Genomic DNA, 16,560 nt, shown 5'->3' with positions numbered 1-16,560 from the left:
AACCTTGCCAAGATAAGCCTGTGAGATCATTAGATTGCGACAATAAAAAAGGCCGCGATATTCGCGGCCTTTTCGATTCAAGCATAAGCAGAATTTAGAACGGGATATCGTCGTCAAAATCCATTGGTGGCTCATTGTACTGCTGCTGTGATTGCTGCGGAGCCTGTTGTTGTGGTTGCTGTTGCTGTTGCTGAGGCGCATTGTACTGCTGCTGAGCTGGCTGTTGAGGCTGACCCCATCCACCTTGCTGCTGCTGTTGACCGCCCATAGGTGCGCCGCCACCTTGAGCACGACCGCCAAGCATTTGCATCACACCATTGAAGCCTTGAACAACGACTTCAGTTGAGTAGCGATCTTGACCACTTTGATCTTGCCATTTGCGAGTTTGCAGTTGCCCTTCAATGTAAACTTGAGAGCCTTTACGCAAATACTCACCTGCTACTTCCGCAAGTTTGCCGAACAACACAACACGGTGCCATTCCGTTTTTTCGCGCTGTTCGCCAGTCGCTTTATCACGCCATGAATCAGAAGTCGCAATAGTAATGTTTGCTACTGCACCGCCATTCGGCATGTAACGAATTTCAGGGTCGTTACCTAGATTCCCCACCAAAATAACTTTGTTAATTCCACGGCTGGCCATGATGTGCTCCGTTTCACTCTGGATATATAAAATTTTAGCGCATTAGAATAGCACGCTTTAATGTTTTGATTAAAGTCTAATACCATTGTGATCTATTGAGTCATCCTCTAGAACCCAAATCGTATTTCAACTTACGTGTGTAGCATTTTTGATTCGCGTTGCAGACATCGTTTCGTGAAGCTTTGAATTCGAACGCATTTATTCAGTAAAGCGATGGTTATGGCCTCTCTTTAATGCCAGTTTATGGCTTCTATTGAACCCAGGGAGATTGGAACACGTGAGAAAGTCGGCTTACGCAAGAAAGCTATTTCTGATCAGTATGGAAGATAATGCGCAAAAAAAAGTGGCGGCACTCGAAAAGTACGTTGATATGAGCATCCCGGTGATTTCAACCGCAGCACTCATGGAAGCCAAGCCACAACACCGTAATAAAATTCTACTGATCGACTTCAGTGAACATAAATCACTTGTTCAATCGATCAAAAACTTGCCTCTTGTATGGAAAAACTTTGAAACCGTTGTCTTCAACGTGCCTAAAAGACTAACCACAGATGAACTTCTTTCATTTGGTCAATTAAAAGGTGTGTTTTATTCTGAAGATACGCTAGAGCAAATTGGAGAAGGGTTAAAAGGCATTGTTAACGGTCAAAACTGGCTGCCGCGTAATGTAACCAGTCAACTTTTACACTATTACCGCAATGTCATTAATACTCATACTGCACCAGCTACGGTAGACCTAACCATTCGTGAGCTACAAGTACTGCGTTGCCTACAAGCTGGCGCCTCGAACAGTCAGATGGCCGAGGAGTTATTCGTCAGTGAATTCACCATCAAATCGCACTTATATCAGATATTCAAAAAGCTATCCGTAAAGAACCGAGTACAGGCAATCGCCTGGGCAGACCAAAACTTAATGTCATGATGCAATGTGAGCGGCTCTGATAACTGAAATGACAAGTCGCTCATCTTTTTTCCGCACCGAGTCTCACATTTTTTCCTACTTTATTCATGATTCATTGATACCTCTCGTGTTAAAGTTATACGTAGATTCTTGATAAAAACGAGATAGGATATTCCCCCAATGATAAAAAAATGTCTGTTCCCTGCTGCAGGCTATGGCACACGCTTCCTACCGGCAACGAAATCTATGCCAAAAGAGATGATGCCAGTCGTGAACAAACCGCTTATTGAATACGGTGTCGAAGAAGCAATCCAAGCTGGTATGAACGGCATGTGTATTGTGACAGGTCGTGGCAAGCACTCGATCATGGACCACTTTGATAAGAACTACGAACTGGAACATCAGATTAGCGGTACCAACAAAGAAGAGCTGTTGGTAGATATCCGTGAAATCATTGAATCTGCAAACTTCACTTATATACGTCAACGCGAAATGAAAGGCTTGGGCCACGCGATTCTAACTGGACGAGAATTGGTAGGCGATGAGCCATTTGCTGTTGTTCTTGCTGATGACCTTTGTGTGAACGAGCAAGAGGGCGTACTGGCTCAGATGGTGGCACTATTTAAGCAGTTCCGCTGTTCTATCGTTGCAGTACAAGAAGTACCAGCCGAAGAAACACACAAATACGGCGTTATCTCTGGTGAAATGATCAAAGACGACATCTACCGCGTAGACGACATGGTAGAAAAACCAGAGAAAGGCACGGCGCCTAGCAACCTTGCTATCATTGGCCGCTACATCCTGACTCCCGATATTTTTGAACTGATTGAAAACACCGAACCTGGTAAAGGTGGTGAAATTCAAATCACTGACGCGCTGCTAAAACAAGCAAAAGCGGGCTGTGTATTGGCTTACAAATTCAAGGGCAAACGCTTTGACTGTGGTAGCGTTGAAGGTTACATCGAAGCAACTAACTATTGTTTTGAAAACCTGTATCTAAAAGATGAAAAAACCTCTGAGCTAGGTAAGCACGCAACACAAAAAGCAGTATAAAGCATCGTCTTAGTACGAAATTACTGTATCGAAAGCCCAGCACAACGCTGGGCTTTTTACTTTACTGTTTTTTTATCCAGTAATTTTCTTTGCACATTTCTCACACTATGTAATACTTGCCCCACTTGGTTATACATAGAGCAAAAACGATGGATAAAATAGAAGTTCGCGGTGCCCGAACCCATAACCTTAAAGACATTAATCTTACAATCCCTCGCGATAAACTGATTGTCATTACTGGACTAAGTGGCTCCGGTAAATCCTCTCTCGCTTTCGATACATTGTATGCAGAAGGCCAACGACGCTACGTAGAGTCTCTCTCTGCCTACGCTCGTCAGTTTTTGTCTCTGATGGAAAAACCCGATGTCGACCACATTGAAGGGTTATCACCCGCGATTTCTATTGAACAGAAATCTACTTCTCATAACCCGCGTTCAACCGTCGGTACAATTACCGAAGTCTACGACTACTTACGTCTATTGTATGCTCGTGTGGGCGAACCCCGCTGTCCAACGCACCATGCCCCTCTTGCTGCGCAAACCATCAGTCAAATGGTGGACAAAGTCCTAGAGATGCCGGAAGGCAGCAAAATGATGCTATTAGCGCCTATTGTCAAAGAACGTAAAGGTGAGCATGTTAAAACGCTTGAGAACTTAGCGGCTCAAGGCTTTATTCGTGCGCGTATTGATGGAGAAACTTGCGATCTTTCCGATCCTCCAACCCTTGAGCTACATAAAAAGCACACCATTGAAGTCGTGGTAGACCGCTTTAAAGTTCGTCCAGACTTACAACAGCGCTTGGCCGAATCTTTCGAGACCACGCTCGAATTATCAGGCGGAATTGCGGTTGTCGCGCCAATGGATGGCGACGGTGAAGAGATTATTTTCTCCGCCAACTTCGCTTGTCCACAATGTGGTTACAGCATGCAAGAGTTAGAGCCGCGACTTTTCTCATTCAACAATCCTGCTGGTGCATGTGGCACTTGTGATGGCTTGGGTGTTCAACAATACTTCGATCCAAGCCGAGTCATTCAAGATGATTCATTAAGCTTGGCACAAGGTGCGATTCGCGGTTGGGATCAAAAGAACTACTACTACTTCCAAATGCTCACCTCATTGGCCGATCATTATGGTTTTGACCTCCATGCCCCTTTTAATTCTCTGCCAAAGAAAACGCAAGATGTCATTCTAAAGGGCTCAGGTCGTACTGAGATTGAGTTTAAATACATCAACGATCGTGGCGATATTCGCGTTAAACGCCATCCATTCGAAGGTATTCTGAATACCCTAGAACGTCGCTATCGTGATACAGAATCCAACTCTGTCCGTGAAGAGCTTGCAAAATACATCTCCACTAAATCTTGTTCAAGCTGTGGCGGTACTCGTCTACGCCTCGAAGCACGTAACGTGTTTATTGCTGATACGACACTACCTGAGATTGTTGAACTCAGCATTGCTGATGCATTGGAGTTCTTCCATTCCTTGAAACTGGAAGGTCAACGAGCCCAAATCGCTGAAAAAGTGATGAAGGAAATCAACGACCGCCTGCAATTCTTAGTTAACGTCGGTTTGAACTACCTAAACTTATCACGCAGTGCGGAAACCTTATCAGGCGGTGAAGCTCAACGTATTCGTTTAGCAAGCCAAATTGGTGCAGGTCTTGTTGGTGTCATGTACGTCTTAGATGAACCGTCGATTGGCCTCCACCAGCGTGATAATGAACGCTTATTAAAAACGCTCACTCATTTGCGCGATTTAGGTAATACCGTACTTGTGGTAGAACACGATGAAGATGCGATTCGCTGTGCAGATCATGTCATAGATATTGGTCCTGGTGCTGGCGTACATGGTGGTAATGTTGTTGCGGAAGGCACCATGGAAGAGATAGTCGCGAATCCGAATTCTCTGACAGGTCAGTACTTAAGTGGTGTTAAAGAAATCGCAGTACCGAAAGATCGCACGCCGCGAGATCCGAAAAAAACGGTTGAGCTATTAGGCGCTACAGGTAATAACCTTAAAAACGTTAACCTTTCAATTCCTGTTGGGTTATTCAGCTGTATTACAGGAGTATCTGGCTCAGGTAAATCAACGCTGATTAATGATACTTTCTTTAAAATTGCGCATACCCAACTTAACGGAGCGACAACGGCTCAGCCTTCACCTTATAAATCGATTAAAGGTCTAGAGCACTTCGATAAAGTCATCGATATCGATCAAAGCCCAATTGGCCGTACACCTCGCTCTAACCCTGCAACCTATACGGGGATCTTTACACCAATCCGTGAACTGTTTGCAGGCACACAGGAGTCGCGTTCTCGCGGTTACAAACCGGGCCGTTTTAGTTTTAACGTGCGCGGTGGTCGTTGTGAGGCCTGTCAGGGTGACGGTGTTATCAAAGTAGAAATGCACTTCCTACCAGATGTTTATGTGCCATGTGATGTGTGTAAAGGTAAACGCTACAACCGTGAAACGCTCGAAGTACGTTACAAAGGTAAAACTATTGATGAAGTGCTAGAAATGACGGTCGAAGATGCACGCACCTTCTTCGATCCAGTTCCTGCCATCGCTCGCAAACTACAAACACTGATGGATGTGGGTTTGTCGTACATACGATTGGGTCAAGCGGCAACAACACTCTCCGGTGGTGAAGCACAGCGTGTGAAACTGGCGCGAGAGCTATCCAAACGTGATACAGGAAAAACCTTGTATATTTTGGATGAACCAACAACCGGCTTGCACTTCCATGATATCCAGCAGTTGCTCACTGTACTGCACAGACTTCGCGACCACGGAAACACTGTCGTGGTGATCGAGCATAACCTGGACGTCATTAAGACTGCGGACTGGATTATCGATCTTGGTCCTGAAGGGGGTCAAGGTGGCGGCGAGATAATCGCTCAAGGCACTCCGGAAGATGTGTCGCAAATCGAGGGTTCGCACACAGCTCACTTCCTCAAGCCTATGTTGAAGTAGAAAAAACAGGTAAAGTATCGAGACCAGCAAGTGCTGGTCTTTTTTCATTCAAAACAACGCAATAACTATGGCTACTATACATGTAAGTGGAACAAAGCTTTCTCCCGAAAAAGTACAGGTTCCCCTCAATCGCAAGTTTCTCATTGCCTTGGCAACACTATTTGTGTTGGCAATGCACTTTTTCATGCCCAACCCCGGCGGTTCGGGGCTTTCGCTTTCGTTCAATGCGACAACTTGGATTGCTTTTAGCTTTGCATTAGGCATTGGGTGTTACCAACTAGCGAATAATCGAGTGCTACGTTACTCAAAACTAACCATCGGCTTGTTCATTAGTGCTCTTATCATGACAGTGCCCATTCTGTACCCAAATGCGAATAGCAGCTTGGCAGCCAATAAGCTCATAGGCCTGTGGTGTGGTGTCCTGTTCTTTATTGTTTTACAACAATTTCATTTCAGTAATAAACATCGCCAACGCCTATTATGGTTCATTGTCCTTGCGGTTGTTATCGAAGCCATTTTTGGTTTGACACAATATCTGTATCTCAAACCAGGCAATCCGTTTGGTTACGACACGGTGGCCAATCGTCCTTATGGTATTTTCCAACAGCCCAATGTAATGGCCAGTTTTCTTGCGACAGGGTTGGTGATTGCCAGCTATTTACTTGCACGTCAGCCCTACAAATACGATCGTAAGTTAAGCGATGTTTACCTTCTCTATGCCGTACCAGTTTTAACTTTACCACTAATTGTGGCATTGGCTTCACGCACTGGTTGGTTAGCCTCGGTCATCGCCGTGTTGTTGGTCATTCCATACATGTACCGCTTTGCAACCAAAGGGCGCTTTATCCGCTGGGTTGTGTCACTTGTAAGTGGGCTCTTACTCTCAGTCGTTGTCATGCATCTTGCCTTTCCTGATGGAGGTGGGTTAGCCGCAGAAAAAGTAAATATGGAGTCTCCTCGAGCGTATACTTTTCCGCAAACATTAGACATGGTGATTGAAAAGCCTTTTACTGGTTATGGATATGGCAAGTTTGAATCTGAGTACATGCTGTATACGGCTCGTCAACATGCCCTAAATGAGAATTACCCAGCTGGTTTGCCAGCCATGGATCATCCGCATAATGAGCTACTTTACTGGGGAGTCGAAGGTGGCTTGCTGCCAATACTCGGCATCTTCTTAGCGATGGCACTGGTACTGTATCGAATCTATCAAGCCAAACGCGGAACTCGTCTTGCGTTGCTGGCCTTGTTTATACCTATCGTATTGCACTCGCAACTGGAATACCCTTTCTACCACTCTCTCGTGCATTGGTTGATCTTCGTTATCCTGCTGTACTGGGTCGATCAGCGCGTCTCTCGTTATCGACAAGTCGGCTTTAGTAATGTGACCAAAAGCTTGCTGCGTGTTTTTAGTTTGGTACTTCCCGTTGCGTTTACGTTTTACATGGTAAGCGCATTGCATACGAACTATGTATTGACGAAGTTTGAGACCACTAGGCCAACTAACCCTGATATTCTGAATCAAGTCAGTAACCCTGTGGTTTGGAAAGACAGATTTGATTGGGATGTTTATAGCACGTTTTTAAACCTTGGGCTGTACCAACAAGACGCAACCTTGATTCAGCCTTATATCGATTGGTCGCTAAAAATCATCAAAGATAAGCCTCGCCCTGCATTTTATAATAATTTGATTTTGGCCTACCAAGGCTTAGATGACTCAAGTAAAGCGGAGCAAATTAGAGCTGAAGCGCAGTTTTTGTTCCCGAAGATTGATTTCAGTGACGTCAATTACCAACCACCTTCTCAAGCAATCTCTGCCTCACCAGCCCCCACTTCAGGAGCTGAGTAATAAATACAAAAAAGCGAAGGGATGACCTTCGCTTTTCTTTATCTCATTGCTGTATGATTTTATTCAGTGAGTGACTCTTCTAACGCTTTTAAGCACAGCGCAACGTTTTCAGATCGAGCGCCGTAACCCATTAAGCCAATACGCCACGCTTTACCAGCTAATGCCCCAAGGCCTGCACCAATTTCTAGGTTATAGGTTTCTAGCAAGTGAGCACGAACTTTTGCTTCATCAATTCCTTCAGGCACGTAAATCGCATTTAATTGTGGCAACCGATGGGCTTCGTCCACAACAAATTCAAAGCCTAACTTTTGTAAGCCATTTTTGAGTTTTTCATGCATCAGTTGGTGACGAGCCCAAGCGTTTTCTAATCCTTCATTTTTCAGTATCAATAAAGCTTCATGAAGCGCATACAAGCTATTAACTGGCGCCGTATGATGGTAACTACGCTTACCTTCTCCACTCCAATACCCCAAAACTAAACTCTGATCGAGGAACCAACTCTGTACTGGTGTTGTTCTTGCTTGAATCTTTTCAATCGCGGCAGGAGAAAACGTCACTGGTGAGAGCCCAGGTACACATGACAAACATTTTTGACTACCAGAGTAAACCGCATCCAGTTGCCATTCATCCACTTTTAACGGCACACCACCAAGCGATGTCACCGCATCAACAATAGATAATGCATTATGCTGTTTCGCCAGCTTACCCAATGCTTGAGCATCACTGACTGCACCAGTTGAGGTTTCCGCATGCACAAAAGCAAGAACTTTTGTATCTGGGTGCTGTTCGAATGCTTGCTCGACTTTATCAATGGAAACAGGCGTCCCCCATTCATCATCGACGATAACAACTTCACCACCAGCACGGACGACATTTTCGCGCATGCGTTCACCAAATACACCATTACGGCAGACGATCACTTTATCGCCTTTCTCGATCAAGTTTACAAAGCAGGTTTCCATCCCTGCACTACCTGGCGCTGAAACCGCAATAGTGAACTCATTGTCAGTTTGAAAGGCATACTTCAATAGCTGCTTGAGCTCATCCATCATACCGATAAACAGAGGATCAAGGTGACCTACAGTAGGACGGCTTAGTGCTTGTAACACTTGAGGATAAATATCAGAAGGACCAGGTCCCATTAAAATACGGTGAGGTGGAATAAAGCTTTGGATCGACATGTCAGCTCCTTGATTATCTTTTATCCTGAGCATTCTAAAAGTTCTATTCAATAACATGGCTCAGGTGTAGGGTTCTTCACCCTAATAGATTTTTCCTCTATCAGCAATTAGCCGTAAGTATGGAGGTCAAACCAGTGTCACAAAATCGTTAATAAAAAACACCATAAAGGTTGAAATATTGATTGACATTAAGGCCTCAAAACCGTTCAATGTTTGAGCTTTATGTAGAAGAGGAGCGCTACCCAGGTAGATGATTTGTGGAACCGCAATTCCAACACCAATCATTGAGGGGGAGTAGTGCCGAGGTAAGTCAAAGTTGCAGGATTTGACTTGTCGGTTGAATTGGGCTGAATCCCATCAACTGTCATCAGCGCAGTCTGATGAAGGGCTTCTGAGGGTAAATTTTTCAAATAGCATTCTAAATACCTCTCTTTTTGCTCTGTTCCTTTTCTCACTAAACATTGGATGTACAATTTTTTAGGAAGTCGTGGGAGAACGCAGTGAGCGCATTTAACGTAGCTAAATTCGGTGGAACCAGTGTTGCCAACTTTGAGGCAATGAGTCGTTGCGCCACCATTATCGAAAACAATCCAAATACTCGCCTGGTCGTGAGCAGCGCTTGCTCTGGCGTCACCAACCTATTGGTAGAACTCGCCAACGGTGTTCAGGATCAAACGCACCGTACTGAGCTGCTGCAAAATCTGGCCAACATTCATGACGCCATTTTAACTCAGCTCGAAGACAGCACGAAAACTGCTGCCGAGGTGTATGGCATATTAGATACCGTAACCAGCCTGGCCGAGGCTGCATCTATCCAAGCTAGTGCGAAGTTAACCGATCATTTAGTCGCATGTGGCGAACTCATGTCGACGCATATTCTAACTCAGTTAATGTGTGAGCGAGGCATTCAAGCTGTGCGCTTTGATATCCGCGATGTGCTGCGTACTGATGACAACTTTGGTCGCGCGGAGCCAAACATTGAAGCAATTTCGACGCTTGCGCAAGATAAACTCGTACCACTTTGCCAACAATCCGTTGTTGTTACTCAAGGCTTCATAGGATCTGACGAAGCCGGTAATACAACAACATTAGGTCGAGGGGGCAGCGATTACAGCGCCGCCTTAATTGCTGAGAGCGTTAAAGCGGCAGGGCTAGAAATCTGGACTGATGTTCCGGGTATCTACACAACAGACCCGCGAATTGCACCAAAAGCCTCACCAATTCCCGAGATCAGCTTTAGTGAAGCTTCAGAAATGGCTAACTTTGGCGCTAAAATCCTTCACCCTTCTACGCTAGTACCCGCATTACGCCACGACATTCCGGTATTTGTAGGGTCATCGAAAGAGCCAGAAAAAGGGGGAACTTGGATTCGCCACCAAGTCGAAAGCTCACCGTTATTCCGTGCGCTAGCTTTGCGTTGTAACCAAACCATGGTAACGCTACGCAGCGCCAATATGTTCCACGCATACGGATTCTTAGCGAAGGTTTTTGAGATCCTTGCAAAGCATAAGATCTCTGTCGATTTGATCACGACATCTGAAATCAGTGTATCGTTAACACTTGATCAAACTGATACATCTGGCGGAGCACCACAGCTGCCGCAAGCTGCACGAGAAGAGTTAGAAGAGTTATGTAAGGTAGAAGTTGAACATGACCTATGCCTCGTTGCTCTCATTGGTAACAACATGAGTGAGAGTAAAGGCTACGCGAAACAGGTTTTTGGCACGCTAGAAGATTTTAACCTACGCATGATTTGTTATGGCGCTAGCCCTCACAACTTATGCTTCTTGCTCCATGAATCGGTATCGAAACAAGCCATACAAAAACTCCACACTAAGTTGTTTGAGAAGTAAGTTCAACTCAATAAAACAAAGGGCTGCGTATCTGCAGCCCTTTGTCGTTTCATTAGTTGTTACATTTTGACGAGGTAAACATCAATTTAACCGTTAATGTTTGGCCCTAACCATTTTTCAGCCTCGACCCTATCCCACCCCTTACGATCGGCGTAACTCTCTAGCTGATCTTCTTGGATCTGTGCGATCGCAAAGTAACGTGAGTCAGGATGAGAGAAATACCAACCAGAGACTGACGCGCCCGGATACATTGCATAGCTGGAGGTTAGAGTCATGCCAATATTCTCTTCCACATTAAGTAGCTCCCAAAGCGGTCCTTTTTCAGTATGCTCAGGGCACGCTGGATAACCTGGTGCAGGGCGAATACCTTGGTATTTTTCACGAATGAGATCATCGTTAGATAAATCTTCATCCGCAGCATAACCCCAAATTTCTTTACGGACACGCTCATGCAAATACTCAGCAAACGCTTCGGCTAGGCGATCCGCCACCGCTTGAATCATAATTGCGTTGTAATCATCTCCCTGTGCTTTGTATTCATCAGCAAGCTCTCGTTCACCAATACCACCAGTGACAGCAAATGCCCCTATCCAATCATGCTTACCCGACTCTTTAGGTGCGATGTAGTCGGATAAACAATAGTTGAATCCTTTTGGTTTCTCGGTCTGTTGTCGCAAGTTACGTAATACTTTCACAACGTCGGTACGAGTTTCATCAGCATAAACTTCAATGTCGTCCCCCACGCTCGCAGCAGGGAATAAGCCACACATTCCACGCGCTTTTAACAGGCCTTCTCGCTCAACTCGATCAAGTATCTCGTTGGCATCTTCGAATAAACGTTTTGCTTCTTCACCAACTTCTTCATGTTGGAAAATTGTTGGATACTTACCCACAAGTGACCAAGTCATAAAGAATGGTGTCCAATCAATGTATTGACGTAATATAGCCACATCAAAATCATCGAAGATATGAATGCCAGGCTTAACAGGCACTGGAGGTGTATAAGCTTCCCAATCGATCGCAACTTTATTCGCTCGAGCCGCTTCTAATGTCACTGGTTTGGTTCTCGGTTTCTTTCGATTATGTTGATCACGTACTCGTTCGTAATCAGCTTCAAGTTTTTCAACAAATTCAGGGCGACGTTCATCTGACAGAAGAGAAGTACATACGCCCACTGCACGTGAGGCGTTGTTCACGTAAACCACTGGATGCTTGTAATTTTGCTCAATCTTAACTGCTGTATGGGCTTTTGACGTTGTTGCGCCACCGATGAGAAGAGGTAAGTTAAAGTCGAGACGCTCCATCTCTTTTGCAACATGCACCATTTCGTCTAATGAAGGCGTGATCAACCCTGATAAACCAATAATATCGACGTTTTCTTCTTGCGCTACTTTTAAGATCTTTTCGCAAGGAACCATGACACCAAGATCGATAATTTCGTAGTTATTGCACTGCAATACAACGCCAACGATATTTTTCCCGATATCATGTACATCACCTTTGACCGTCGCTAGCAAAATCTTACCGTTTGTTTGTCCCACCTGCTTTTCTGCATTGATGTAGGGCTCCAGATGCGCGACTGCTTGCTTCATCACTCGGGCAGATTTTACGACCTGAGGAAGGAACATTTTACCTTCACCAAACAAGTCTCCGACGACGTTCATCCCATCCATTAGTGGGCCTTCAATCACCTCTAATGGCTTTGAAGCGTTGACACGAGCCTCTTCGGTATCATCAACGATGAACTCAGTTATTCCTTTCACTAACGCGTGCTCTAAGCGCTTTTCAACAGGCCAAGTTCTCCACTCAAGTGCAGAGGCATCCTCCTCTTTACCTACCCCTTTGCCTGCATATTCCGCCGCGATATCTAACAATCTCTCAGTGGCATCATCGCGACGGTTAAGAACGACATCTTCCACAGCCTCACGCAGCGTTTCAGGCACGTTATCGTAGATTTCTAACTGACCCGCATTCACGATCCCCATATCCATACCATTCTTAAAACAGTGGTAGAGGAATACCGCATGAATCGCCTCGCGAACATAGTTATTGCCACGGAAAGAGAATGAGACGTTAGAAACCCCACCCGAGATCATCGCATGTGGTAAATCACGTTTGATATCTCCAACGGCTTGAATGAAATCCACCGCGTAGTTATTATGCTCCTCGATCCCCGTAGCAATGGCAAAAATGTTTGGGTCAAAAATGATGTCTTCTGGTGGAAAGCCTACTTCATCAACAAGAATTCGGTAAGCGTTGGTACAAATTTCTACTTTGCGCTCACGTGTATCTGCTTGCCCAATCTCATCAAACGCCATCACAATCACAGCCGCACCGTAACGGCGGATCAACTTAGCTTGTTCAACGAATTTCTCTTTGCCTTCTTTGAGAGAGATCGAGTTAACAATGCCTTTGCCTTGGATGCACTTAAGACCGGCTTCAATAACCTCCCACTTGGAAGAGTCAACCATGATTGGTACTTTTGAGATTTCAGGTTCTGACGCACAAAGGTTTAAAAAGCGAACCATACAAGCTTGTGCATCCAACATGCCTTCATCCATGTTGATATCGATAATTTGAGCGCCATTTTCAACTTGTTGACGAGCCACATCGAGCGCTTCATCGTACAGCTCTTCTTTAATTAAGCGCTTAAAACGCGCAGAACCGGTTACATTCGTACGCTCACCGACATTGATAAATAAAGAGTCTTTATCAATAGCGAGTGGCTCCAGGCCAGACAAGCGACAAGCAACGGGAAGTTCAGGTAATTGACGAGGGGCGATATTTTCAACCGCGAGTGCCATTTGGCGAATGTGCTCAGGAGTTGTACCACAACACCCACCAATCAAGTTTAAAAAGCCACTTTGAGCCCACTCTTTAACATGCTTAGCCATATCTTCTGGCGACAAATCGTATTCGCCGAATGCATTCGGAAGCCCAGCATTTGGGTGAGCGGAAACAAAAGATTCTGATATACGAGAGAGCTCTTCAACATAAGGACGCAGCTCATCTGGACCAAGTGCACAGTTCAAACCAAACGAAATCGGTTTAACATGACGTAATGAGTTGTAAAACGCTTCTGTGGTTTGACCGGATAATGTCCGACCGGAAGCATCAGTAATAGTCCCCGAGATCATCACAGGTAACTCAATACCCATCTCTTCAAACACACTTTCAACAGCAAATGAACAAGCCTTAGCGTTAAGCGTATCGAAGATGGTCTCGATAAGAATAAGGTCAGAACCACCTTTAATTAGAGCACGAGTCGATTCAGAGTAAGCCTCAACTAACTCGTCGAAAGAAACATTTCGATATCCGGGGTCATTTACATCAGGAGAAATAGAACAAGTTCGGTTCGTCGGCCCTAAAACCCCTGCGACATAACGCGGCTTATCGGGTGTTTTTGCGGTCCATTCATCTGCAACTTCACGTGCAAGATTGGCTGCTGCAAAGTTAATTTCTTCACTCAGGCTTTCCATCTCGTAGTCAGCCATCGCAATGGTTGTTGCGTTAAACGTGTTGGTTTCGAGAATATCTGCACCCGCTTCTAAATATGCAGCGTGAATTTCCTTGATAAGTTGAGGCTGACTTAGAACCAACAGGTCGTTGTTACCTTTTAGATCACAATGCCAATCCGCAAAGCGCGTTCCTCGATAGTCTTGCTCTTCAAGTTTGTATCCCTGAATCATGGTCCCCATACCACCATCAATCAAAAGAATACGTTGCTTCAATTGAGCTTCAATCTGTTGTCTTACGTTACTTCCCACAGTACAGCCTCATTCCTTTAGTTATCTTTCCATCCTATCACACAAACTTCAGGAGTCTAGACGTCTAAACGTAGAATTAATGATTATTTTATCTCCTTTTTAACTTGCAAAATAATCACGAAAAAATGTTTGCTATTTAAGCAGCATCAGCCGAGAATTCCATTCATAAAATGTTACAAATAGAGAGCTCTATGTCGGTCTATCATACTTTATGTTTTCTATCCGCAGCTGCGATGCTAATTGCTTTTGTAAACAGCAAGATAGGAAAGATGCAAACCACCATTGCGATTACCGCAGGTTCAATGGTGCTTTCACTTCTAATCTTAATTGCGGGTCAAAACAACTGGTTCCATCTCACCGAAATTGCGACGGAGACGGTCACAAGGATTAACTTCGAAGATTTCTTGCTCAAAGGCATTCTTGGCTTCTTACTATTTGCTGGTGGACTAGGCATCAAACTCCCGAACCTTAAAGATCAAAAGTGGGAGATCACTGTTTTAGCCCTTGGAGCCACACTGTTTTCCACGTTCTTTATTGGATTTGCGCTGTATGGGTTTTGTCAGTTAATTGGCATCCAATTTGATTTGGTCTACTGCTTACTATTTGGTGCTCTAATATCGCCAACTGACCCAATCGCTGTATTGGCTATTGTTAAAAAACTCGATGCTCCCAAACGTATCTCCACTCAGATTGAAGGAGAATCGCTCTTCAATGATGGCTTCGGTTTGGTTATCTTCGTCACTCTATTTACGATTGCATTTGGCACTGAGGCACCAACTGTAGGTAGTGTCACCTTACTCTTCATCCAAGAAGCTATCGGTGGTATCACATATGGTTTCGTCCTCGGTTTGCTATTCCACTACTTGATCAGTGCCACCGATGATCACTCAATGGAATTGTTACTTACCATTGGTGTCCCAACAGCAGGTTACGCATTTGCTGAATACATCCATGTATCAGGCCCACTCGCGATGGTTGTATCCGGTATTATGATTGGCAACTGGACACGCTTTATTGGCTTTTCAAAAGAGAGTGAAGATCACCTTGACCATTTTTGGGAGCTTGTTGATGAGTTCTTGAATGGCGTGTTATTCCTACTGATCGGCATGTCGATGCTGCTATTTGAATTCCACAAAGAAGACTGGATTATGATGGCTATTTCAGTCCCTCTTGTACTAGCAGCTCGCTATTTAAGCGTATTTCTCTCGTACATTGGCTTTAAGCGTTACAGAAAATATAACCCGTGGTCAGTACGTATTTTGACGTGGGGCGGCTTACGCGGGGGCCTTGCATTGGCAATGGCACTTTCCATTCCATCTGGTATTTGGGTGATTCAAGATAAGTTAATCGATGTAAAAGAGATTATTCTTGTAATGACCTACTCCGTCGTTGTTTTCTCTATCCTCATTCAAGGCTCAACAATCACCCCAATGATTGAAAAAGCAAAAGCAGAAGAGAAGAAGATGGAAGAGAACAACCAAGCAATAACCACTCCGGAACATACGGAGCCAGTGGACTCTTAAAGACACGTAACTTAATAAATAAAAAGCAGCTACCTAGCTGCTTTTTTCATAACTAATTTTCAGACTCCCCTTCAAGGACGAATGCTCCTTATTCTTTGATATACCTTCAAATATACGAAGAATCGCTACGCTGCATTTTCATAGATACTAACTATTGCCGATAGATAGTATTCATAGACGTGCCTTTTAATTTACCCATTTATCACTTCTCTTCTCTTGGCAATATAGGCTCCTCGCAAATATCAAAGCTAAACTTCCACAATACTTAGCAATGAGCGAGTTTGTATTTTTATGAGAAAGAGACATTTAGGGTGATTGCGTTCAGAACCCAAACAGGTTAGCAATCTCACCAAGATAAAACTGAGCTAGCATTCAGGTAGATCAAAGCCTTAACAGAAATTTAGTCCCCCTCTCTCTTGATCTCAGTGAGACTAAACTTGTATTCAAAGTCGTCCTGTTTTCAAAATTGGAACAAGTGACACCTCAAACAATTAAACTCTGTCACATAACTAGATTTTCTAATATCGAATAAAAGGAGCTTTGGTGAATGAAGAGGCTCAAAACTAGCGCTCGAGACTGCAGGAACCACACAAAACTGCGTTCCACTTCACTCATGACAGGGCTTAGAAAGCATAACCAGAGGGAAGCCTACCTCTCGATGCAAGGTTTCAATATGAAAGTGGGTTTAAGGTAAGTCGGTTAACCAAAACGAAAAAAGCCTCAGTCTTTCGACTGAGGCTTAATATAAGTGGCGGAGTGGACGGGACTCGAACCCGCGACCCCCGGCGTGACAGGCCGGTATTCTAACCAACTGAACTACC

At 44.5% G+C, this 16,560-nt stretch carries 9 protein-coding genes and 1 riboswitch; of the genes, 6 read left to right on the top strand and 3 right to left on the bottom strand.

Features of this window, described 5'->3' with window-relative positions; translation table 11 throughout:
- Window positions 1-94: 94 nt before the first annotated feature.
- The gene (locus R7Q09_RS20250) at window positions 95-640 is read right to left on the bottom strand and encodes a single-stranded DNA-binding protein (RefSeq protein WP_054579428.1); all 546 of its coding nucleotides are present in this window, start codon (window positions 638-640) and stop codon (window positions 95-97) included.
- Between the two features lie 277 nt (window positions 641-917).
- Between R7Q09_RS20250 and R7Q09_RS20245 the strand changes: the two genes are divergently transcribed.
- The 4 genes from R7Q09_RS20245 to R7Q09_RS20230 all read left to right on the top strand — a co-directional run bounded on the left by R7Q09_RS20245 (window position 918) and on the right by R7Q09_RS20230 (window position 7,415).
- Window positions 918-1,562: a LuxR C-terminal-related transcriptional regulator gene (locus tag R7Q09_RS20245; protein WP_005381237.1), complete on the top strand. Its 645-nt coding sequence runs from the start codon at window positions 918-920 to the stop codon at window positions 1,560-1,562.
- A gap of 159 nt (window positions 1,563-1,721) precedes the next feature.
- Window positions 1,722-2,594 (top strand): UTP--glucose-1-phosphate uridylyltransferase GalU, encoded by an 873-nt coding sequence (gene galU, locus R7Q09_RS20240; RefSeq protein ID WP_005381239.1) that lies wholly within the window; start codon window positions 1,722-1,724, stop codon window positions 2,592-2,594.
- Window positions 2,595-2,743: 149 nt separating this feature from the next.
- On the top strand, window positions 2,744-5,566 hold the full coding sequence (gene uvrA / locus R7Q09_RS20235; protein WP_005381241.1) for an excinuclease ABC subunit UvrA: 2,823 nt from the start codon (window positions 2,744-2,746) through the stop codon (window positions 5,564-5,566).
- A 67-nt stretch (window positions 5,567-5,633) separates the two neighbouring features.
- Window positions 5,634-7,415 carry a PglL family O-oligosaccharyltransferase gene (locus tag R7Q09_RS20230; RefSeq protein WP_047103670.1) on the top strand — a complete coding sequence of 594 codons (1,782 nt, stop codon included), beginning with the start codon at window positions 5,634-5,636 and terminating at the stop codon, window positions 7,413-7,415.
- Window positions 7,416-7,474: 59 nt separating this feature from the next.
- Here R7Q09_RS20230 and R7Q09_RS20225 read toward each other — a convergent pair whose 3' ends face one another.
- A complete protein-coding gene (locus R7Q09_RS20225; protein WP_104975641.1) occupies window positions 7,475-8,596 on the bottom strand; it encodes a pyridoxal-phosphate-dependent aminotransferase family protein in 1,122 nt (373 codons plus the stop codon).
- A 220-nt stretch (window positions 8,597-8,816) separates the two neighbouring features.
- Window positions 8,817-8,995: riboswitch (Lysine riboswitch) on the top strand.
- A 101-nt stretch (window positions 8,996-9,096) separates the two neighbouring features.
- Between R7Q09_RS20225 and lysC the strand changes: the two genes are divergently transcribed.
- On the top strand, window positions 9,097-10,449 hold the full coding sequence (lysC, locus tag R7Q09_RS20220; RefSeq protein ID WP_318071118.1) for a lysine-sensitive aspartokinase 3: 1,353 nt from the start codon (window positions 9,097-9,099) through the stop codon (window positions 10,447-10,449).
- A gap of 86 nt (window positions 10,450-10,535) precedes the next feature.
- On the opposite strand, the gene metH is transcribed toward lysC, so the two are convergent.
- Window positions 10,536-14,216 (bottom strand): methionine synthase, encoded by a 3,681-nt coding sequence (metH, locus tag R7Q09_RS20215; protein WP_318071119.1) that lies wholly within the window; start codon window positions 14,214-14,216, stop codon window positions 10,536-10,538.
- 191 nt (window positions 14,217-14,407) lie between these two features.
- On the opposite strand from metH, the gene R7Q09_RS20210 reads away from it, so the two are divergent.
- Window positions 14,408-15,739 (top strand): cation:proton antiporter, encoded by a 1,332-nt coding sequence (locus tag R7Q09_RS20210; protein ID WP_053306797.1) that lies wholly within the window; start codon window positions 14,408-14,410, stop codon window positions 15,737-15,739.
- The last annotated feature ends 821 nt before the right edge of the window (window positions 15,740-16,560 follow it).

The sequence above is a fragment of the Vibrio sp. 2130-1 genome, assembly GCF_033339515.1.
The sequence above is the reverse complement of the archived record's forward strand: the minus strand, read 5'-3'. Positions and strand labels throughout refer to the sequence as shown.